Here is a 21869-nt window from a genome sequence, read left to right on the forward strand (position 1 = left end):
TGTCACAAGAAACCCGGTTTCTAGGTTACATATCGTAACCGAATAAATTTGGGTTAACTTCTCCTAACTGTAAGTCACCTAAACCATATTCAGCCCAACGTCTTTCTACCATTGTGGCAGTATCTGAGTCGGATTCTAAAGGCGCCCCCCATTCATGTTCTGTTTCTGGTGGTATTTTTGTAGTAGCGTCAATACCCATGCGTCCACCTAAACCCAATTTTTCGCTAGCGAAGTCTAAGGTGTCGAATGGAGTGTTGGGTAAAATAAAGACATCACGTGTGGGGTCTACTTTGGAACTTATTGCCCAGACAACTTGACGTGGGTCACGTATATTGATGTCTTTGTCTACCACAATTACAAATTTAGTATATGTAAATTGTGGCAGTGCGCTCCAAAAAGCTAACGCAGCACGACGAGCTTGTCCTGGATATGCTTTATCTATAGATATAACTGCCGCTTTGTAGCTCAATGCTTCCATTGGTAAGAAGAAATCTACAATTTCTGAAACCTGTTGGCGTAGAATTGGGGTATATATACGGTTGAGCGCAATAGCCATCATCGCTTCTTCTTTTGGTGGGCGCCCGCTAAATGTAGTTAAATAAATAGGGTCTTTGCGGTGCGTCATACATTGAAAACGTACTAATGGTGAATCTTCAACACCACCGTAATATCCCATATGGTCGCCAAATGGCCCATCTGGCAATACTTCACCTGGTGTTATTGTACCTTCAAGTACTATTTCGGAATCGGCAGGAACTTCTAAATCTACTGTTTTGCATTTTGCTAAACTTACACCACTACCACCGTACAAACCAGCAAATAACCACTCCGATAAATCTACAGGTATGGGTGTTGCTGCTGCCATGATGATTAAGGGGTCTACACCAAGTGCAATTGCAACCTCTAACTTTTTACCACGTTCGGCGGCTTTGCGTAAATGACGGGCGCCTCCTCTTACAGACAACCAGTGTACGGTCATTGTATTCTTGGATTGTAGCTGTAAACGATACACACCTACATTGGGTACACCAGTTTCACAATCCCTTGTAATTACCAGTCCAAGGGTAATTATTTTACCTGCATCACCTGGATATGGACGTATCATTGGTATCTGATTTAAATCTAAATCATCACCTTGTACAACTACTTGCTGACATGCGGGGAAAAAATCACGTCCAGGTTTTGCTTTGACGACATCGAATAATACTTTACCAAAATCGATTGCTTGAGAAATTTTCTTTGGTGGTTTTGGTTGTTGCAACATTGCCAGCTTTTTGCCTAGGTCTTCTAACTCTAGGGGATGCTCCATATTCATTGCCCAACATATACGCTCCACCGTCCCCATTAAGTTTACTGCAACCGGGAACGCGGCGCCTTTAACGTTCTCAAATATTAACCCTGGTCCACCTTTTGCGAGCATTCGGTTGGAAATCTCAGCAATTTCTAAATTTGGGTTCACGGGCGCCGTAATTCGCCGTAATTGTCCCCGTTGTTCCAATATTTTAATAAATCCACGTAAATCTCGTGCCATTCTACTGATATTCCAATAATTAAGAAGTGTTAAGCGCTATTTATATTATGTGTTCTTCTGGCAACGAATGATTGGCAACGGATGATGAACGGATGTAGCGGATGGGTTATTTTAAGTAACTAGATTTTTTTGATACTAGTAAATTTTTATTTTGTGGAACAGGCATCCTTGCCTGTGTTGTTTTAAAACTTTACGGATAGTTGATTCGTTTTTAGAGGCGCCGCAAAATAACATTTTATTCTAACAAACAAATCATCCGTTACATCCGCGCTCATCGGTTGCTAATCAACCGCCAAGGGCTTTATATACGGCATCAATGGGGTCGGTATAAAAGGAAGTTTGAAATTTAGCAAAAAGCTCTGGTGGGACGCTTACCAAGTCAACAGCGCTGGACATTGGTAATAATATACGTTTGGCGCCTGCATCGAATGCGACTTGCAAACTACCTGCACTCATTACGAACTGGGCTAATTGTACCGCCGAGGGTCATTTCGCCAAATATTGCTAGCTGTGTTTGAACGCTACGTTTTAGACAAACCGAACACAAGGATATAAATAGTGCAAGTCCGCTTTCTGAGGGAACACCAACCCCTTGTAGGTCTAATAGCTGAACTAAAAAATCAAAATTATTTGGGTAAATCTTCGCACTGACTGGCTGGGAGTTAGCTTTAAAGTAATTCAAGGCAATATTGGCGCCATATTTAATCTTGGCTGTATTGGCGGCGCCAGTACGTGTTAATTTGCCATTACCAGGAACCGTTTGCACTTCAAGTTTAAAGGCTCCAATCATTCCACTGTCATCCATGCTCGAAAAATCACTCAATCATGACTGATGGTTCTTCGATTTCGGAAATACCTACTAAAGTAACGGATGGACACCACTGTGTTGGATAAGCAACTTTTGACGCGCAAAATATGACATATCCTAACTTCGCTTAAAAGTGTAACCATGTCATCTTTTTTCTAGATAAAAATAATTTGACCTATGGGTAGTACAGGACTCGAACCTGTGACATCCTGCTTGTAAGGCAGGCGCTCTACCAACTGAGCTAACCACCCGTGTTTTTCTTGCCAGAATTAAATATAGCAAAGCTGTTTTGATTATGCAAGTCTTTTTTAAAAGTTTTTTGGGAAAGTGATAAATAATGTTTGTGGGCGGGCAGTTTAAATAATATACTTAGCGAGAATACTTTTAATTTTGTACTTTGCTGGTGCGTGGCGCCACTAGGTTATAGCTTTGTTTGAGGTTGGTTGATGGCGCCACACACCCGACTTTGGCGTTCAACAAATATATAAAGTATATTATGTTGGAACTGAGGCGCCTCCACCCAACCTACTCCTAACTTTTTAGAGACGCGATAAATCGCCGTCTCTACTCCTCACTCAGCACTCAGCACTTTCTACTCAGCACTCTCTTATGCCTTCTGGTCGGACTCATGACCGTATTACTATTTGGGTTTTGCCTGTTCTCGTTGGCGCCACTTTTTGGCAAACGCGTAACGGGAATATTACGCTGCTTATTGCTACGGGGTTTATGTTGGGTGGGTTAATGTTTGGGCCTGACTTGGATATATACTCGGTGCAGTATCAGCGCTGGGGATGGTTCAAGTGGATTTGGTTACCGTATCAAAAGAGTCTACGTCATCGTTCGTTTTTATCGCATGGGCCTGTTATTGGGACTGCGTTACGAGTACTTTATTTTACAAGTTTTATTAGTGTTGTTACAGTTATTGTTTTGTTGATTGGTGAGAAAAGCGGTAATTTAACTCTTAATTGGCATAGTTTGGTTGATAGCATCGCCAATACAGTAGTTATTCATAAGGCTGAATTTATCGCTTTGTTTCTCGGTTTAGAATTCGGTGCCATGAGTCATTATCTTAGCGATTGGACGGGTTCGACTTACAAGCGCATTAAAAAACAAGGAATTCGTCAATATTTAAAGGGGTTAGCAAATAATGGCAAAATTAAGAAACGTAAACGAGTCGTCAGAAAGCGGAAAGTCAAAAGCAAATAATTATGAACGAAAATCTCCAGGCATTACAAGAACTAATTGATGTAGTAGCAAAACTCCGTAACCCCGATGGGGGATGTCCGTGGGACTTAGAGCAAACACCGCAAACTCTAACACCCTACATTATAGAAGAAGCATACGAAACAGTAGACGCAATTAAAAGCGGTGACAAAAATGCTATTGCCGAAGAACTCGGAGATTTACTGTTACAAGTAGTACTACAAGCACAAATAGCTAGTGAACATGGAGATTTTTCTTTAAAAGAAGTTGCGGAAGGCATTTCACAAAAACTAATTAGGCGCCATCCTCATGTATTTGGTGATACATCAGTAGAAAGCGTTGATGAAGTGCGGCAAAATTGGGAGCAAATAAAAGCTGAAGAAAAAGGAGAATCTGGTCAAAAACCATTACTCAGCACAAAGCTAGATAAATACACGAAGAAATCACCACCTTTAACAGCGGCAATGAAAATCTCTCAAAAAGCGGCAGGCGCCGGGTTTGAGTGGGAAAATATAGATGGAGTCTGGAACAAGCTCGCGGAAGAACTAGAAGAATTTAAACAAGCTTTAGCGCACGAAACACCTCAACAGCAATCTTCAGAATTTGGAGATGTGCTATTTTCACTCGTCCAACTTGCACGCTGGAATAATATCGACCCAGCAGAAGCATTACAAGGAACCAATCAACGCTTTATTCAAAGACTCAAAAAAATGGAAGCGTTTACCGACCGTCCACTTACCGAATATAGCTTGGCAGAATTAGAAGAACTTTGGCAACGTGCAAAAAAAGAATTACTTACCTAACTCTTGCGAACGGTTAGTAGCTGCTTTAACAGCTTGAATTAAAGCTGAACGAAATGCTGCTTTCTCTAATTCAGCTATTCCAGCGATAGTAGTACCACCTGGACTTGTCACCCGGTCTTTTAATTCAGCCGGATGAATTTTGCTTTCATGTAATAATGTAGCTGTACCTAATACTGTTTGTAATGCTAATTGCTGGGCAATAGGACGTGGTAAACCAGATGCAACACCACCATCTGCGAGAGCTTCCACCATTAATGCTACATACGCAGGTCCACTTCCCGATAACCCCGTCACAGCATCCATCAAACTTTCAGAAACTTCTACTACTTCCCCTACTGCTGAAAATAACTGACGCGCTTTCTCTAAATGATTTGCCTGAGTATCTTTACCCGCACAAATTGCTGTAATTCCGGCGCCTACAGTGGCAGGAGTATTAGGCATTGCACGTACCACAGGTAAACCGACAAAAGCTGCTTCCAACTGTCCTAAAGTTACCCCTGCTAAAATAGATACTACCAAAGGAGAATGACTTTGACTGATGACACTAGAAATTTCGTGAGTTACACTAGTGAATACCTGGGGCTTCACGGCTAAAAACACTACCTCCCCACTCGTAATAAACACTTCAGTGTTTCCCCCAACCACCTGCACTGAATACTTACTAGCCAAAAACTCCCTCCGTACATTCGAAGGTTCACTAACAATAATTTCCGAAGATTTATAAATATTTTGATTGATGAGACGGGATAACAGCGCTTCACCCATTACCCCGCCACCGATTAAGCCAAATTTTACTGACAAGTCGAATTCACCCTAATAATACTAAACATCAAATTCGGATAAATGATAATCTTTCCAGCCTAAGAAAGATTCATCTCGCAAGGAATTTTAATTTATTTTCCCCTATAAAATCCCGGTGCCCAAATTTGTCCTGATATAACTTAAATTGCTGCGAATAAAGGTACTTAGTTACTGCGCCATACGAACTGGGTCAGAGCCCCAAGTTTGAGTTTGGTTTGTGGCAGGAGGACGATTTGGACGTGCTGGATGCTGTGGCACTTCGTGTAAAACGCCACCTTGAGTGCTTACTTGTACACAACTTGGTGTGAACAAGAAGATACTTTCGCCAATACGTTCTTGATGTCCATCAAGTGCGTATGTTCCACCTGCAACAAAATCAACTGCTCGCTGCGCTTGATCTGGATCCATTATTGTTAAATTCAATACCACAGATTTACGTTCACGTAGTGCCTGAATTGCTTGGGGCATTTCTTCAAACGTCCGTGGTTCAAGCACTAACACTTCCGAAATTCCATTTAAAGCTCCGGGCATACCTATTACATTATTCATTGTTTTTGCACCTGCTACACCAGTATTCATTGTAGTCATGGGTTCACGCCAACGTCCATTGTTAGCTGGTGCTTCTGCTGGTTGTGGTGCTGGTTGTTGTGGTGGATTTTGCTCTTGGTAGATGTTCTGATAATTATCATTATCGACTTCTTCGTAGTACTCATACTCTTCTACTGGTTCATTTAAACCAACGAAGTCTTTTAATTTGGTAAATATGTTGTTCATTTTGACACGCTCCTGGTACTCAATACCTTGACTTAGTTAGGTAAAAATAGCTTTTCGCTGTCTTCACCATATTTTTTCGCACGGACAATTTAAGAATTCTACCGTCATTTGTAGCATCTATCACGCACAAATAAAATCTATGAGTCTTACGCCTTAACGTTAGAACATATTTTTATACGTAACAATGAGTCAAGATTATATCCTAAGTAGTCCGCTAGGAAAAGTTTCTTTCGACCCATATTTTAAATAGGTACACATTTGTAAATACTATATTTCGCACGCCTTCGTGAATCAGGATGCGATAGTTTTTTTTAGTATCAAATATTGTCAGTACCGAAGTTAATCTTCGATACTTAATACCATGCTATGCCTTATTTAATCTTGTTTTAATGCCTGTATCATTTGTCTAGACTGCCTCTCAGCGTGTGTATAGATTGCTTTCATTAACGGGCGCCGAAAAGAATAGTTCCCAATCTGACCATTGTGGCGCCTGCTTTGATCCCAAGCTCATAATCACCCGACATTCCCATTGAAAGCTGCTCTATACATATATTTGACCAATTCTGAGCATTGATTTTTTCCGCTAATTCACGAGTTTGGTTAAACACCTCTAAAGTTTGTATTTCGTTCAAACCTAAAGGTGGAATTGTCATCAAACCTTGACATTGTAAACTTTTACATTCGTTTAATAAAGGCAAATCTTCGAGCAGCTGGGGGATATCCCACCCAGCTTTGTTGGGGTCAGGAAGAATTTTGACTTGGAAACAAATGTGGGGATTGAGATTCATTGTAGAAGCGAGCTGGTTGAGACGTTGAGCAATCGTTACTGTATCAACAGAATGAATCCACTGAAATAGCTCCAGAGCTTTTTTGGCTTTATTGCTTTGCAAACGACCAATGAAGTGCCAGGTGATATCTGGTAAATCGTGGAGTAAAGCTTGTTTTGCGGCAGCTTCTTGGATTCGACTTTCGCCAAAATCGCGAATTCCTGCGGTGTAAGCGATGCGAACTACCTCCGCAGGAACTGTCTTTGTAACAGCGATTAATCGAACCTGAGCGGGTAATTGAGAACGAATTTGGTTGATGCGGTCGTGGTATGGGTTGCTCATATGCGCGCGGTTTGGGTGGCGAAGAGCGCGTCTGTTTTAATTAGTGGATGTTAATTAAAAGTGCGCTGGAAAACACTTTGAAGCTGATTGTATTCTTCTGAGGCGCCAGAACGGCGTAGGGAACGCAGGCGATTTTCGAGCATCATCCGTGCTTCCGTGCGTCCGATAGACTGGAACTTCATATTTTTGGCTTCGACAGTCACTATAAAGAATAGACGCTGTGCGTAAAGGGTTGTGAAAAGCTCTTGGTTATCATCCACCAAGCTTATTCGGTAGAGTAAACCCCAAGTTGGATGATTTATATAAGTTTCTGAGCTATCTGAGTTCATCTAGTGCTGTTACTTCTTTTTTGTACATATAACCTTTTCTCTACTAATAACGAAAATTCAGCCTAATTATTACCATATTTCGCTGGAAGATTTGCTTAAAATCATATAATTGCGAATTGATAACTGCAAACTGAGAATTGTTTATGTTCCTGGCGCCACAAAAATGGCGGTAGCGGTAGCATAATCTCCATCATGGCTTAAACTAAGTTGACAATTGTTATCTAGCTCCCCTGAAGCAGTGACAATAGCTTCCGCTTTGTTGTGGAATACAACAAATGGGACACCAGAAGAATGGCGGCAAATTTCTACATCAGTATATCCAATTCCTCGCCATCCTGTGCCTAAAGCTTTAACAACCGCTTCTTTAGCTGCCCAGCGTCCAGCAAGTTTATTTATTGCCATGCGAGTAAGTTCATTACTAACTCCACAGTGCTGCTGTTCGTTGGGTGTGTATACACGTTGCAAGAAGCGATTACCAAAGCGTGTTATTAGTACTTGTATTCTGGGTATGTAGACTATATCTGTCCCGACTCGGATGTTCATGTGTGGTTTTGGGCCTTGGATGGGAGGGGATGGGTCTTGGGAAGAGGGCGGGTTTACGAGATATTAAACTACGTTTTAGGTTATCTGTTAACCCGCCCTTACAAGATGTGTGGTGCTGTAGGATGTGTGGTGCTGTAGGATGTGTGGTGCTGTAGGATGTGTGGTGCTGTAGGATGTGTGGTGCTATAGGATACGTAGGGCAGCTAGTTGAGCTTCGGCTTTTTGTAGTGATTCATACCATTCGCGTTCTGGGTCACTATCTGCGACAATTCCGGCACCAACTTGTCCCCAGACAGTATTATTATTACCGTTGGGCGCCACGAGTAAAGTTCTGATTAAAATATTCAAATCTAAATAACCTCGCCAGTCAATGTAACCACAGGAACCATAAAATAAACTGCGACGTACTGGCTCGATTTCTTCGATAATTTCCATGCAGCGAATTTTAGGACACCCCGTAATCGTACCACCTGGAAACATGGCGCCGATTAAATCGATAGCATTTAATTCTGGTTTTAAAATTCCCACCACATTACTCACTAAGTGCATAACATGACTATACCGCTCAATAGTCAATAGCTCGTCAACTTTTACGCTTCCCCACTTGCAAACTCTCCCCAAGTCATTACGCTCCAAGTCAACCAGCATGATATGCTCTGCCAGTTCTTTTGCACTAGTTAGTAGCTCGTGAGCAAGTAGCTCGTCATGTTCTGGAGTAGTACCACGTCTACGTGTTCCAGCAATAGGACGTGTGGAGACGCAATTAATTGCGTCTTTACATGTCGTGTCTTTACATGTCGCGTCTTTACATGTGGATTCAATGAGTCTTTCAGGAGAGCAGCTAACAACTTCTCCCCAAGGTGTTTTATAGTAGCAAGCAAAAGGGGAAGGATTAATTTTTTGTAGCGTTTGGTAAACATCCCACCCAGAAGCACTAATTTCTGTAGTAAAACGCAGTGATAAATTAGCTTGAAAAATATCACCTGCTTGAATATACTTTTTAGCTTGTTGTACCGCAGCTTCATATTCTTCTTGGGAAGATAAAGTATAAAGCTTTGTTGTCACAGAATTTTTATTATCTACTGGATGTATTTTGTGTTCTAGTTGTGCTTCCATATCATATACATGACTAAGCTCAGTTGAAAACAGCCAGAGTACTTGCTCAATATGGTCTAATACAGCAAAGCTTTCAGGTTCATACCAATACGCAACCGGAAACGGCAATGAGTCATATTTATGATAAGGCAACTTTTCAATTTCCCACGCTACGTCATAACCTAACCAACCTAACCAACCACCTGTAAAAGGAAGAGATGGAGCAGACGCTGGTATAAAATCTACTTCTTGTTGTAATTGTCGCAAAAAAGGTAAAATTTCTCCTAACTGGGGTGTCCACATTTGTAGCTGTCCCTCAACAACTCGTGGGGCGCCTGCACAAATTGAATACCGTGCTAATTTTTGATTATCATTATCATTGCCATTCAGATAAGGACTTTCAAGTAGCGTCGCAAAAGTATGATTAGAGAACAAAGCGGCAAAAATATTTGAACCAGTGCGATTTTTGAGTGGTTGTGAGTGCCAGTACCGAGTTGTCATGCTTGTGTTAGGGGGGAAAGGAGAAAGGTTTGTTGCATTTTTAGTAACCAATCACCGAAAGGTGGAATATAGATAGTACAACAATTAGAGTTCCTCGCCAGAATAGTGTAATTCTCTCCAATTGGTGAATGGGTATGAGTCGTCCTAACAACAACGCTAACAGTATTTTTAATCACACTTCTAAATTTCCGAACAAATTACCTGACTTTAGTGAGTTCGGTTATGCTGTTGAATGTGTATTAGGACAAAACCTGAGTGGTGGTAGAGTCACCTACAAAGCCAAAACAGATTCGCAGTATGTAGTTATTAAACAATTTCAATTTGCCACAGTAGGCGCCAGTTGGTCAGGTTTTGCTGCATTTGAACAAGAAATTAATTTACTGCAACACCTAGACCATCCGCAAATACCCAAATATCTTGACTGTTTTGAGACAGAAAAAGGTTTTTGCTTAGTCCAAGAGTATATTAATGCTTCTAGTTTAGCTGTATGGATGTTATCTCCCCAACAGTCATTCTCAATTTTAGATAATGCTTTTAGAGTAGCTTCAGGTGTGTTAGAGATATTAACATACTTACAAGAGCAGGCGCCGTCAATAATTCATCGCGATATTAAACCTGAGAATATATTAATAGATGAATCGAGTGTATATCTAGTTGATTTTGGATTGGCGCGGATGAGTGGGGAAGAAATGGGCGCCAGTACAACGGTGAAAGGTACACTAGGGTTTATGCCACCGGAGCAAATATTAGGCAGGTCATTGACAACAGCATCAGACTTATATAGTTTGGGTGCAACGTTAATATGCTTGTTAACACAAACACCATCCAGTCAAGTTGGAAATTTAATAGACGATTCGTTTCGTTTTAAAATTCATCAAATATTGCCAGAACTGAACTTGTACTGGGTTGACTGGTTAGAAAAAATGGTTGCACCCAATCAAGAACAAAGATTTCTCGATGCTGCAACCGCTTTAAGAGCATTATTGGCAATTAATAATACAAGTAGTTCGATTCGTACTCATAAAGTAAATTATAAATACCCGTTGGCGGTTGGATTGAGTTTAAGTGCATTAAGTTTAGGTTTATTGAGTGCTTTTACATTACACACAATACAACCGCAACCTTTACCGCTACAAGTTCCGAATAAACCACTTATTAAGCCTGGTAAAAAACTACACTTACCAAAACACTTCAAAAAAGTGCATCAATGTTTTGACTGTAGATATAGAACTGCCGATTTACGTGAAGAAGACTTAAGAGATATGAAATTAGATTCCCCTTAACCTTAATTAACATCATTACCATAAACAATTCTGGCGCCCCAAAATAGTATAAGTAACATAATTGCCAACCAGTCGCGTGGTTTGAGTTTAAAATCGTGCCATTGAACACGGTGCTGGTTGGGACTTGTGAAACCACGTACTGTAATGGCACTTGCCATTTGTTCTGCACGCAAAAACAAATTATCAAATAATCGTTCTGTAACTGTCAGCCAAATTTTAGCAGCACCTTTGAATCCGATTTTCTTCCAATTGATAGCGCGTGTCATTATCGCTCGGATTAAATTCTGTATTTCTTCTAGCACTAAAGGTATAAATCGCAACGACAGAGTTAACGTTAAAGTCACTTCTGTGATTGGTAATTTAAACATTTTTAACGGCTGCATCAAATCTTCTAAAGCAGCAGTGATTTCTTCCGGCGCCGTTGTAATTAAGTATAGATTACTACTATATAAAACAGTAAATAGAATAGTGCTAATTCTGATAGCTAAATCAAGTGAACGACGAGTAACTTTAAAAACACCGCGTTCAAATAAAACATATGTATATTTTTTACTACTAGTTTGATTAGATGTAGTAGGAGTAGGAGTAGAAGTAGATATAGAAGGAGTTTGTGTAGGTGTAGGTGTGGGTTGAGATTGTGTAACAACCTGATATTCAGGTAAACGGGGTTGATAATGTAAACCGAGTCCATCGGGAGTAAAACATCCAATCACAAACACAAAAAACGTTAAAAACAACAACCCTGCCATTTGTTGAGGTTGTTGCCAAATGCGTCGAGGAATACCAGATAGTAAAGTAGTCAATACTAAAAGTACCACCAACAACAGGCGCCATTCATTATTAGCGAAAGTGTAAGTAGTCAAAAAACTCATCAACCAAAAAATCTTGACACGGGGGTCAATCTTATGTAACCAGGTTTGCGGTTGTTCGAGATAAAGACCAAGCGGTAAAGAGCGAAGTAAATCCATTTTTTAGTAGAAAGTGCTGAGTGCTGAGTGCTTAGTAAAAGAGTGCTTAGTAAAAGAGTTTTGCTGTATAAGTAGTAGCACATTATCTTCAAATATTTCATCACTTATCTTTTACTCTTTACTCTCCACTCTTCTCCCCATACTCAGCACGAGCGCACTTTCTACTCAGCACTCTTTACTACACTCGCGTTGCACGGTTTGTGGTAATAACGCTGCCTTCTGCGTCGCGAACTTTCTTACTGCGCCATAGTATTCTTATAGGTGTACCTTTGAAACCTAGTTGTTGACGGAATTGACGCTCGATGTAGCGACGATAGTTATCGTTGAAACGCTTGGACTCGTTGACGAATAAGGCAATTGTTGGCGGCGCCGTTGTTACTTGGGTGCCATAATAGATTTTACCTTGCCTACCACCGCGACTAACTGGGGGTGAATGCCAGTGTACTGCGTCTTCGAGAACTTCGTTGATAACAGATGTACTAACACGGCGCCGATGTGACTCAACGCTGCTGGTGACTAGTTCTAAGATTTTTTCAACACGCTGTCCGGTTTGAGCGCTGACAAAGATTGTGTCTGCCCACTCGGTAAAATGTAATCGTTCTTCAAGCGCTTTCTGATAGTCGTAAATTGTATGGGAGTCTTTTTCAATTGCGTCCCATTTATTTACAACAATAATACACGCGCGTCCTTCGTCAACGATTCGTCCCGCTAGTTTTTGGTCTTGGTCGGTGACTCCATCCAGTGCGTCTATTACTAATAACACTACATCCGAACGTCGAATAGCTTTGAATGCACGGTTAATACTAAAGAATTCTGTACCATATTCGATACTTTTCTTTCTGCGAATTCCTGCGGTATCGATAAGACGATATTTGTGCCCGTCACGTTCAATGAATGTATCAATTGCATCGCGGGTTGTACCGGAAATGGGACTAACGATGGCGCGTTCTTCACCAACGAATGCGTTTAATAGACTTGATTTACCGACATTTGGGCGCCCGACAATCGCAATTTTGATTTCTTCGTTTTCTGGTATATCTTGTACCATCGGTAAATGGTTGATTAACTCGTCGAGTAAATCACCTGTACCACTACCGTGAATAGCAGAAATAGGATATGGTTCACCGAGTCCCAATGACCAAAACTCAGCAGCTTGCATTAAACCTTGTTCGGGAGATTCGCATTTATTGACTGCAAGCAAGACGGGAACTTTTTGAACTCGCAACCAAGAGGCAATTTCTTCATCAGAAGAATTTGGCCCTGTTTGTCCATCGACTAAAAGAATAGCAGCACTTGCTTCAGAGAGTGCCGTCATCGCTTGCTGGCGAATAAACGGTAAAAATTCGGTATCATCGTTGAATATCAAACCACCTGTATCAACGACTGTAAACTCTCTATCACGCCAAAACGCTTTTAAGTAGGTTCTGTCACGTGTCACACCTGGTTCATCGTGAACTATAGCAGTTTGTTCACCAGCGAGACGATTTACAAAAGTTGACTTGCCCACATTGGGGCGCCCGATAATAGCAACAACAGGTAAACTCATAATAGTTTAGTTAGCTCCATCTAAAATATTTATATTTGACAGTTAAACGAATTCAAACTTAAAACAGTACAGGGTATATAAAAATAAGTCTAAAAGACTGGAGATTGAACCTTGATATACTATAAGCAACGCCGTTATACACGCCGAAGGGTATTTAGATTTATCAAGTCAGGCTTATTTATACTCGGAATATGTACCTTACTATACGCTTACTTCATAGAACCAAACTGGATTGAGATTAAATCGCTACAATTAAGTCTTCCACACCTTCCACAAGAATTTAACGAATATAGAATTGTACAAATTAGTGATATCCATGTCAATCGATGGATGACTTCAGCACGTTTAAAGCGTATTTTTCGATTAGTCAATCAGCAAAACCCTGATTCAATAGTAATTACAGGTGACTTGGTAACACATGAGCAACAACGCTTTATTCCTAAATTACAACAGACACTGGGTCTACTTACCGCAAAAGAGGGTAAATTTGGAGTGTTAGGGAATCATGACTATGGCGCCAATCCCGAAGCGATTGCAAAAACAATGGCAGAAACTGGTGTCATCAATCTCAATAATACCTATTATATATTACAACGTGGAACAGCAAAATTGTATATAGCTGGAGTAGATGATGTTTGGGCAGGAAAAGCTAGGTTAGACTTAGTGCTACAAAACTTACCATTAAATGGCGCCGCAATATTACTAGCACACGAACCAGACTTTGGCGACACCAGCGCCGCAACCAACAGGTTTGATTTACAATTATCAGGACATTCCCACGCTGGACAAATACGCTTACCCTTTTTAAAACCACCTGTATTACCTGACTTAGGTAAAAAATATTACGCAGGACTCTATCAAATTGGTGGAATGAAATTATACACAAACCGAGGTGTAGGTATGACAGGACTTCATGTCAGATTTAATTGTCGTCCAGAAATTACCGTTATTACACTTCATGCTGAAAAAATTGGCAACGGATAAAAACGGATGTAACGGATGGGCAATTTTAAATAATCAATGTCCTTGTTAAATGTATATTTGGCTCCTTTTACAATTACAAGCAAGACAGAATGTGAGAACATAATTTCTGTGCAATTACCAGCGCTGCCAAAATGCCGACAAATAACTCTGAAATACTTGCCCAAGCTAGAGAAATTCTGAATGCAATCGCTTTTACTCCATTTGAAGAATGTCAATCATTAAGTAGAGATTTTACCAATCTTTTACTGGAATAATGCTGCGCTACTATTAGAATTAGAAGCTATTATCTTAAGAGCAACCGAACCTCCTTACAACGTGCAAATCCCAAGCGAACAATAAAGCTATGCAAGCGAAAACGAAAGAGCAACTTGATTCTTCTGATGCAGAAATTATCTTAGGGCGCCTGCCCGAAAGAATTCAAGCAGCCTTAATTGCCCATGCCACTGAAATTGAGTATCCTATTGAAGCAGTCATTGAAATGGCAATTGCCAGTTTCCTGGACACAGAGGCTTTAGGTTTTGCTGATTGTAAACCAGGACGTGGGCAATAAAACGAACTCGCTCAATATTTATAATTACTACATCTATAGGAATCACGCAAAATAGAAGTTCATTTTTTGAATTTGGACAAAATTGTGTAAAGTTATTTAACGAAAGTTTGCTAGAGTACACATAAAATTATACAGTTTGAAACTATTTAGGTATTTGGTCGGTATTGGTGTATTAGTGGAATATTAGCAAAATATATACAAATCTGTTTTTCACCCACAGGCGCCTACTTAATATATGTTTACAATAAATCCTTCTACCACTGACACCAAAAGAAAACGAGTGCAACTCAGAGTTGTATACGAAGAGTTACCACCTGTTGAAAAGCAGATAGTGCAATTGTTCTCAATAATTTATGAGCCTGTGAGTAAAAAGCAGTTTTCTAGCTGTTTTAGTAAAATAGGCGCCGTAGATAGTAAAACTTTAGATGTATATATAGATGGGTTAGTTAAAGCAGAACTACTTGTCAAAAATAATGAGTTGATTCAATGTCATGATTTATTGGTAGAAATTGTTACACGAGATGCAGTGTCTAGTGGAAAATTTGAAGTTTTTGCTGACTCGGTTCAAGTTGGGATACCAATAAGGAATTATGAAATAAATGGGTCTCGATATTTCTCGAATGATACGCAGTTAATACGCGAGGTTCGTATTGGTATTTACCGTGGTAATTTAAATTTTGTAGATAAACAGTTTATTGACTACGAACAATGTAGACAGATTAAAAATAAAATATCACGGCAGGAAGTTATTTATAAAATATGTAACAATCCTTTTGATGCCAAGTGGATTCAAGCTTTACCTCAAGAATTATACGAAAATTGTTTACAAATCATTTTATTAGATTCTGCTCTCAAGTTATTGGCTGCTGACGAAGCATTTAATTTACTTAAAGAAGAATGTTTTTCTCAAGGTGAGCATTGTTCTGATTATTTACGGATAATTTTGACTGAACAGTTGTTACTGCGTGGTCGTTTACAAGAAGCACAGCAGTGTTTAGAGTCTATATCTGAATCATATCAAGATATTACTCTTGTTTATCGGGGATGGATGAATTTTTTACGCGATGATGTTGATGAAGCTATTGTATATTATAATAATGCCCTCAAAGCTTTAAATCCAGGTCGAGGTAAGCGTCAAAGCTATTTTAATAATTTGGCTGGGTTGTTTTTTATACTCGCTTTAATTAAAGAAGGTTCAAAAAAGAATTTAGAAAAAGCTTTAGATTATTGTAGCTTGATGTCGCACGGTAATCATTGGCTGCGAATGGTTTACTCTCAGTTAAAAATTTTACTTGAAGTTCAGTTAGGTGATATTTCACATAAACATTTTATTCTCACTAACCGCATCATCTTTCCTGGAGAACACAATATTATCGAAGCATTATTTTTTATGCTTTGTCATTATTGGACAGATGCCAATAGTGCGAAAAGACATTTACCTGGTTTGGTAGAGCGCTGTTATTCGCAAGCGATGACAAACGATTATACTTGGTTGGCGATGGAAAGTGTAGAATTATTATCGCGACTTCGGTCAGATGCTAGTTTGGAAACTCAGGCAGAAAATCTCAACGAAGAATTAGGGATAACTAGTATTATTAATACTATTGCACCACAATCTTCATGGCAACGCTGTTTGAATGCTCTTGCTAATTTAAAGAAACAGGCGCCTACTATTAAAGAGGGTACCACACGGTTAGCTTGGTTTATTACTCATTATGCATACAATTGTACGCTACAACCGCGCGAACAAAAGGTGAATAATAAGGGAGAATGGGGTAAAGGGCGCCCGATAGCTTTGAAGCGTTTAAAAAATGAGTTGGATGAATTTGATTATTTAACAACGCAGGATATTAAAGCTTGTGCTTGTATTGAAGCTGAATATGATGGGCATTATTATGGTAAAACCGAATATTCGTTTCCCGATAGAGCGATAACAGCTTTGGTTGGTCATCCTTTAGTATTTTGGGACGATGCAGCTTCTACACGAGTAGAAGTTGTAAAGGGAGAACCAGAGTTAATAGTTAAGAAAGGTCGCAAAGGTAAATTAACTATCGAGTTTTCGCCAAAACTATCCCATAGCCAAAATGTTTTAGCTATCAAAGAAACTCCTACGCGCATTAAAGTAATTGAAATTACCAGCGAACACAGACGTATTGCTGAAATAATTGGGAATGATAATCGATTAGTAGTACCGATTAGTGCCGAAAAGCAAGTATTAGAGGCAATTAATGGAGTTTCAGAAATTGTAACAGTACATTCAGATATTGGTGGTGGGGTTGGAGGCGCCGATGAGATACCCGCACAAACAATACCATATATTATATTATTACCGAATAAAGAAGGGTTGAAAGTAAGTTTATTATCTTGTCCGTTTGGCAGTGGTGGTCCTTATTATCGTCCGGGTACAGGTGGCGAAACGGTTATTGCTGAAATTAAAAATAGGCGCCAACAAACACGACGTAATCTAAAAGAAGAGAAGTTGCTGACAGATAATGCCATTGCAGCTTGTCCAACTTTAGCAGGTATTGAAACAGAAGATGGGGAATGGCAAATAAATAACCCAGAAGATTGTTTAGAACTTTTATTAGAACTACAAGCGTTAGGAGATAGTGTTGTAATTGAGTGGCCTGAAGGAGAAAAGCTGCGGGTAAGTCATCGTGCTGACCTGAAAGATTTGCAAATGTCGATTCAACGCTCCTCTGATTGGTTCGGCGCCACAGGTGAGTTAAAATTAGATGATAATTTGGTGTTAGATATGCAGCGGTTGTTAGAACTGCTCGATAATACACCTGGTAGATTTATTCCTCTTGGTGATGGTCAATTTTTAGCATTAACACAAGCATTCCGTAGGCGCCTAGATGAATTAAAAACATTTTCAGAAATATCTAATAAAGGTATAAGGTTTCATCCGTTAGCAACACTGGGGTTAGAAGACTTTGTTGACGAAGTAGGTACACTCAAAGCAGATAAACATTGGAAAGCGCATGTACAGCGTTTAAAAGAAAGTCAAAACTTACAGCCTAAACTACCAAGTACCTTTCAAGCAGAGTTACGCGACTATCAAGTTGAAGGTTTTAATTGGATGTCACGTTTGGCACATTGGGGAGTAGGGGCCTGTTTAGCAGACCAAATGGGATTAGGAAAAACAATACAAGCATTAGCAGTAATTTTAAACCGTGCTAGTGCTGGGGCAACTTTAATTATTGCACCAACATCTGTATGCATGAATTGGATTAGCGAAGCTCAAAAATTTGCGCCAACTTTAAATCTTATTCAATTTGGTAATAATAAGCGGCAAAAAGTTTTGGATAATTTAAAGCCTTTTGACATGTTTATTTGTAGCTATGGATTATTACAGCAAGAAGAAGTTTCGCAAATGCTATCTCAGGTCGAATGGCAAACCATAGTATTAGACGAAGCGCAAGCGATAAAAAACATGTCAACCAAACGCTCGCAAGCAGCAATGAATTTAAAAGCAGGTTTTAAGCTAATTACAACCGGAACACCAATAGAAAATCATCTTGGTGAACTTTGGAATTTATTTAGATTTATTAATCCTGGTTTACTTGGTTCATTTGAAAGCTTTAACGAACGCTTTGCCAACCCCATCGAAAAATTCCAAGATAAAGGCGCCCGTACCAAGTTGAAAAAACTCATTCAACCATTTATACTGCGTCGTACAAAGAACCAAGTATTAGAATCATTACCATCGCGTACCGAAATATTATTACATGTAGAATTAAGTCGCGAAGAAATGGCGTTTTACGAAGCATTACGACGTGAAGCAGTAGCAAAACTTACGAACGAAGAGGCGCCTTTCTCAGGTCAAAAACATCTACAAGTATTAGCAGAAATAATGAAACTGCGTCGTTCTTGTTGTAATGCTCGGTTGGTGGCAAAAGACACTAAATTACCAAGTGCCAAACTACAACTTTTTGGCGAAGTATTAGGAGAATTACTAGAAAACCGTCATAAAGTCCTGGTATTTAGTCAATTTGTAGACCACTTACATATTATCCGTGATTATTTAGATACACAAAACATCAGCTATCAATATTTAGACGGCAGCACACCTGTAACAAACCGCAAAAAAGCAGTTGATGCATTCCAAGCAGGAGAAGGAGACGTATTTTTAATTAGTTTAAAAGCAGGAGGAACAGGCTTAAATCTTACTGCTGCTGACTATGTAATTCATATGGACCCGTGGTGGAACCCAGCAGTCGAAGACCAAGCATCTGACCGCGCGCACCGCATAGGACAACAACGACCAGTTACTATATATAGACTAGTTGCCAAAGACACCATCGAAGACAAAATCGTTGAATTACACCATCACAAACGTGACCTAGCAGATAGTTTACTCGAAGGCGCCGACATTAGCGGCAAAATGTCCACAGAAGTATTACTCGAATTAATGGGTGCCTAACATAGTGGCACAGGCATCCTGCCTGTGCATTACCTTCTAAGAAACATATTATATCTTGCACCTGGATTTATACATGTGATTTTATTTACCAATTATAAAATTATGCCCATACCCGCCTAGGGTTAAAACCCGTAGGCGCGAGTAGCTTAAGTTCATTAAAATGAACTAAATTAATCAGTAATATTAGAAACATGCTTATTTAAAATAAAGAATTTATACGTAGAGGTGCAAGATGTCAGCCTCCGACTGGCGCCACGCTCCAGTAAAATATGAAACATGCACATTTTTTGGAACCCTTGCTATATATGGATTTTGGAATGTGCAAATTAGGAGTTACCCCATATTACTTTGGTTGCCATACAATTTCCGAACGTTTCGCCAACAATCCCGCTAATCGTTCCGCTTGGGCTAGGTTATCCTCTCGCAAAGGTAAACCAATAATATTCGCATGGTTCACAGAATCTTGCTTGATATCCAAACCAATTTCCCGAACGTGCCCAACCTCAAGACTAGCAACTCCATAACACTTACGAAATAATTCAGCGCACTGTTCTGGAGAACACGCATTGGCCAAATTGACTGAAAGTCCTGGTTCAGAAGCTCTTAGGAAATATGCATCTGCCTTCACCTTTCCTGTGTCCTCATCAATCCACTGTTTACGAAGCAACGCTCTATAAACAATTGCATCCTTTGCTAATGGCTCAAACTGACTCATGCTTGGTTCAGCCACTCCAACCACTGCACTAATATTGATACTGTTACGTCCCGCTCAACGGCGTAATTATCTCCCAACTCATGATATAAATAAGTTTGTTGAGAAGCATCCGCAGGGCAAACTAACCGAACTTCACCAGAAGGCGCCTGTTTGCTCCATGTTAATCGAATACCACCTTGTTCATCCGTCGAAGCTGAAGCCCTTGGAAAAGAATCTCCCATTGCTTCATAAGCATCTACGACCAATCGCATTACCGACTTAAAAGCATATTGGCTTGGTTGTAAAATTCCATACTCATCTGTCTCATCCTCTTCTAAAAGAGCAACAAGTCGCTTTAATGTCACCGTAATATCATTGCTAGAAGGTTTCGCTAAAGCTTGCACGGACATAAAATTCAAGTAAATTAGGGATATAAATATAAGCCTAACATAAGCATTACTTAATAAGCGCGATACTTTTGCTTTTCCTTAGATTTGTATACATTACTTTAGTAATTATATCTATTTTGATAAATCTTCATGCTCAAGACGTTTCTTCAGGTTTATCAGATTGACGAAACGAACGTCCGTATTCCAAAGCTTCAAGAAAAGCTGCTTCGTCCGAAATTGAACCAATTAATTTGTTAAGCCAATTATCAGAAGTAGAATCATTATTATTTTTTTGTTTTAAGGCTGCAACCTCTCTTTCTAGAGTGGCTAGACGCTGTTCAATAGCTGCTTCATCTAACATAATTTATTCCAATTAACCTAAATTCATTCGGGAGCATCCAATGAAGGCAGATAGACTTTTTTAGACCAACCATATAGTAAGGTCTCCGGCGCCATATAATTTGTGTTTCTTCCAAAAGTGGATGCTCCCAATTCATTTAGATTATATACTTCAACTTGGTAAAAGTAGATTACAGCATCTTGCAATACACATAGAGTACACCCCCACTTGAATAAATGGAAGCTTGTAAACGTAGCACAGGCACGCTTCTGCGTGTGCATTACCAGAGTAAATTATATTCTTGCTAAAATTGCTTAATCCTGTAATCTAATTTATATGGATTTACTCGCTCAACTTTCCTAAGTCAATTAATTTATCAATTTCCTCCTGAACCAATGGAGATGGCGGAATTTCTTTGCTAATAATTTTGTTACAAATATTCACACATGTATCGCAGATAAATACACCTGGCCCTGCAATAAGAATATTCACTTGTTCTCGGCTTTTGTGACAAAATGAGCAGCATAATTCTATCTTGGTTTCGACAGCACTACTAGTCATGGTTTTTGTTTCCTTAAGTAAAGTAGGTCGAATTTGTTCTTGAAGAGGAGATAATCGTTCTCTCAGTTGATGACGAGATTTGTGTAGGCGCCCTTTTACAGCATTAACTGAAATATTTAAGCGATTTGCTACTTCTTGTAAACTAAACTGTTCGTTGTAAAACAGTAAAACTACTGAGCGATTCTTGGGAGATAAAGTTTCAACTGCATCTTGTATTACAGTCTGTAATTCTTCCTGTTCTACCACAAGCTGAGGGTCAGGCGAACTCCCAGCAATTGGTAGCGGTTTATCTATAAAATTCCCTATCATTGTTTCCAGGGAAAAACAAATTAATTTACGGCGCCGTAAATCGTTTCGGCAAACATTGAGTACAATGCCGTACAGCCAGCTTTTAAAGCGTGTTGGGTCATTGAGTTTATCTAGCGAGAGATAAGCTTGGAGCATAGCATCTTGTACAAGCTCTTGCGCCAAATCTCCATTGCCCACCACTCGTGTAGCTAGGCGTTGCGCCATTTGTTGATAACGCGACACAAGCAAACCGAATGCAGCTTTATTTCCCTGTTGTGATAGAAAAACTAACTCCAGATCACTGTGTTCGGACATGACTCCCTCGCTAAACAACTTTATATAT

General features: G+C 39.7%; 21 protein-coding genes, 1 tRNA gene and 2 pseudogenes. 7 read left to right on the forward strand and 17 right to left on the reverse strand.

The window, feature by feature from the left end; genetic code table 11:
* Positions 1-25: 25 nt before the first annotated feature.
* From DSM106972_RS20665 to DSM106972_RS20675, 4 genes are all read right to left on the reverse strand, one after another.
* The gene (locus DSM106972_RS20665; protein ID WP_127082475.1) at positions 26-1531 is read right to left on the reverse strand and encodes a UbiD family decarboxylase; all 1506 of its coding nucleotides are present in this window, start codon (positions 1529-1531) and stop codon (positions 26-28) included.
* Positions 1532-1816: 285 nt separating this feature from the next.
* A complete protein-coding gene (locus DSM106972_RS53620; RefSeq protein ID WP_233787432.1) occupies positions 1817-1987 on the reverse strand; it encodes a hypothetical protein in 171 nt (56 codons plus the stop codon).
* Positions 1974-2354: a S16 family serine protease gene (locus DSM106972_RS20670; protein WP_233787902.1), complete on the reverse strand. Its 381-nt coding sequence runs from the start codon at positions 2352-2354 to the stop codon at positions 1974-1976. Before DSM106972_RS20670 ends, DSM106972_RS53620 begins: the two co-directional genes overlap by 14 nt.
* A 163-nt stretch (positions 2355-2517) precedes the next feature.
* A tRNA-Val gene (locus tag DSM106972_RS20675) sits at positions 2518-2590 on the reverse strand.
* 358 nt (positions 2591-2948) lie between these two features.
* Between DSM106972_RS20675 and DSM106972_RS20680 the strand changes: the two genes are divergently transcribed.
* Positions 2949-3545, forward strand: coding sequence for a metal-binding protein (locus tag DSM106972_RS20680; protein ID WP_127082476.1), 597 nt, complete (start codon positions 2949-2951; stop codon positions 3543-3545).
* A 2-nt stretch (positions 3546-3547) separates the two neighbouring features.
* A complete protein-coding gene (gene mazG, locus DSM106972_RS20685) occupies positions 3548-4345 on the forward strand; it encodes a nucleoside triphosphate pyrophosphohydrolase (protein WP_127082477.1) in 798 nt (265 codons plus the stop codon).
* Here mazG and proC read toward each other — a convergent pair.
* The 6 genes from proC to DSM106972_RS20715 all read right to left on the reverse strand — a co-directional run bounded on the left by proC (position 4334) and on the right by DSM106972_RS20715 (position 9497).
* Complete coding sequence (proC, locus tag DSM106972_RS20690; protein WP_127082478.1) at positions 4334-5146, reverse strand: pyrroline-5-carboxylate reductase; 813 nt, start codon at positions 5144-5146, stop codon at positions 4334-4336. The two genes, mazG and proC, sit on opposite strands and share 12 nt — an antisense overlap.
* Positions 5147-5314: 168 nt before the next feature.
* A complete protein-coding gene (locus tag DSM106972_RS20695; protein WP_073619788.1) occupies positions 5315-5920 on the reverse strand; it encodes a cell division protein SepF in 606 nt (201 codons plus the stop codon).
* Between the two features lie 443 nt (positions 5921-6363).
* Positions 6364-7029: a YggS family pyridoxal phosphate-dependent enzyme gene (locus DSM106972_RS20700; RefSeq protein ID WP_127082479.1), complete on the reverse strand. Its 666-nt coding sequence runs from the start codon at positions 7027-7029 to the stop codon at positions 6364-6366.
* Between the two features lie 50 nt (positions 7030-7079).
* Positions 7080-7358, reverse strand: coding sequence for a transcriptional coactivator PipX (gene pipX, locus DSM106972_RS20705; RefSeq protein ID WP_127082480.1), 279 nt, complete (start codon positions 7356-7358; stop codon positions 7080-7082).
* A 141-nt stretch (positions 7359-7499) separates the two neighbouring features.
* Positions 7500-7901 carry a holo-ACP synthase gene (gene acpS, locus DSM106972_RS20710; protein ID WP_127082481.1) on the reverse strand — a complete coding sequence of 134 codons (402 nt, stop codon included), beginning with the start codon at positions 7899-7901 and terminating at the stop codon, positions 7500-7502.
* 183 nt (positions 7902-8084) lie between these two features.
* On the reverse strand, positions 8085-9497 hold the full coding sequence (locus DSM106972_RS20715) for an anthranilate synthase component I (protein ID WP_127082482.1): 1413 nt from the start codon (positions 9495-9497) through the stop codon (positions 8085-8087).
* A gap of 134 nt (positions 9498-9631) precedes the next feature.
* Here DSM106972_RS20715 and DSM106972_RS20720 point away from each other — a divergent pair, with 134 nt between their 5' ends.
* Positions 9632-10780 (forward strand): serine/threonine protein kinase, encoded by a 1149-nt coding sequence (locus tag DSM106972_RS20720; protein WP_127082483.1) that lies wholly within the window; start codon positions 9632-9634, stop codon positions 10778-10780.
* Between the two features lie 2 nt (positions 10781-10782).
* On the opposite strand, the gene DSM106972_RS20725 is transcribed toward DSM106972_RS20720, so the two are convergent.
* Both DSM106972_RS20725 and der read right to left on the reverse strand, forming a co-directional pair.
* Positions 10783-11748, reverse strand: a complete 966-nt coding sequence (locus DSM106972_RS20725) for an energy-coupling factor transporter transmembrane component T family protein (protein WP_127082484.1) — start codon at positions 11746-11748, stop codon at positions 10783-10785.
* Positions 11749-11926: 178 nt separating this feature from the next.
* A complete protein-coding gene (gene der, locus DSM106972_RS20730) occupies positions 11927-13294 on the reverse strand; it encodes a ribosome biogenesis GTPase Der (protein WP_127082485.1) in 1368 nt (455 codons plus the stop codon).
* Between the two features lie 111 nt (positions 13295-13405).
* Between der and DSM106972_RS20735 the strand changes: the two genes are divergently transcribed.
* The 4 genes from DSM106972_RS20735 to DSM106972_RS20750 all read left to right on the forward strand — a co-directional run bounded on the left by DSM106972_RS20735 (position 13406) and on the right by DSM106972_RS20750 (position 19254).
* Positions 13406-14278, forward strand: a complete 873-nt coding sequence (locus DSM106972_RS20735) for a metallophosphoesterase (protein ID WP_127082486.1) — start codon at positions 13406-13408, stop codon at positions 14276-14278.
* Positions 14279-14409: 131 nt separating this feature from the next.
* A complete protein-coding gene (locus DSM106972_RS54950) occupies positions 14410-14532 on the forward strand; it encodes a hypothetical protein (RefSeq protein ID WP_267901136.1) in 123 nt (40 codons plus the stop codon).
* An 89-nt stretch (positions 14533-14621) separates the two neighbouring features.
* The gene (locus DSM106972_RS20745; RefSeq protein WP_127082487.1) at positions 14622-14828 is read left to right on the forward strand and encodes a hypothetical protein; all 207 of its coding nucleotides are present in this window, start codon (positions 14622-14624) and stop codon (positions 14826-14828) included.
* Between the two features lie 235 nt (positions 14829-15063).
* A complete protein-coding gene (locus tag DSM106972_RS20750) occupies positions 15064-19254 on the forward strand; it encodes a DEAD/DEAH box helicase (protein ID WP_127082488.1) in 4191 nt (1396 codons plus the stop codon).
* A 343-nt stretch (positions 19255-19597) separates the two neighbouring features.
* Here the strand turns inward: DSM106972_RS20750 and DSM106972_RS20755 are convergent, their stop codons facing one another.
* The 5 genes and pseudogenes from DSM106972_RS20755 to DSM106972_RS53630 form a co-directional block, all read right to left on the reverse strand.
* Complete coding sequence (locus DSM106972_RS20755; protein ID WP_233787430.1) at positions 19598-19984, reverse strand: hypothetical protein; 387 nt, start codon at positions 19982-19984, stop codon at positions 19598-19600.
* Entirely contained in the window at positions 19966-20358 is a 393-nt protein-coding gene (locus DSM106972_RS20760) for a hypothetical protein (protein ID WP_127082489.1), read from the reverse strand. The genes DSM106972_RS20755 and DSM106972_RS20760 overlap by 19 nt, the downstream gene beginning before the upstream one ends.
* A gap of 133 nt (positions 20359-20491) precedes the next feature.
* Entirely contained in the window at positions 20492-20698 is a 207-nt protein-coding gene (locus DSM106972_RS20765) for a transferase hexapeptide repeat containing protein (protein WP_127082490.1), read from the reverse strand.
* Positions 20699-21085: 387 nt separating this feature from the next.
* Positions 21086-21238 (reverse strand): annotated as a pseudogene (locus DSM106972_RS53625) (ClpX C4-type zinc finger protein); the annotation flags it as partial.
* Positions 21239-21301: 63 nt separating this feature from the next.
* A pseudogene (locus tag DSM106972_RS53630) lies at positions 21302-21841 on the reverse strand (RNA polymerase sigma factor); the annotation flags it as partial.
* Positions 21842-21869 lie beyond the last annotated feature (28 nt).

The sequence above is a fragment of the Dulcicalothrix desertica PCC 7102 genome (assembly GCF_003991905.1).
In the GTDB taxonomy this organism is placed as follows: Bacteria; Cyanobacteriota; Cyanobacteriia; order Cyanobacteriales; family Nostocaceae; genus Dulcicalothrix; species Dulcicalothrix desertica.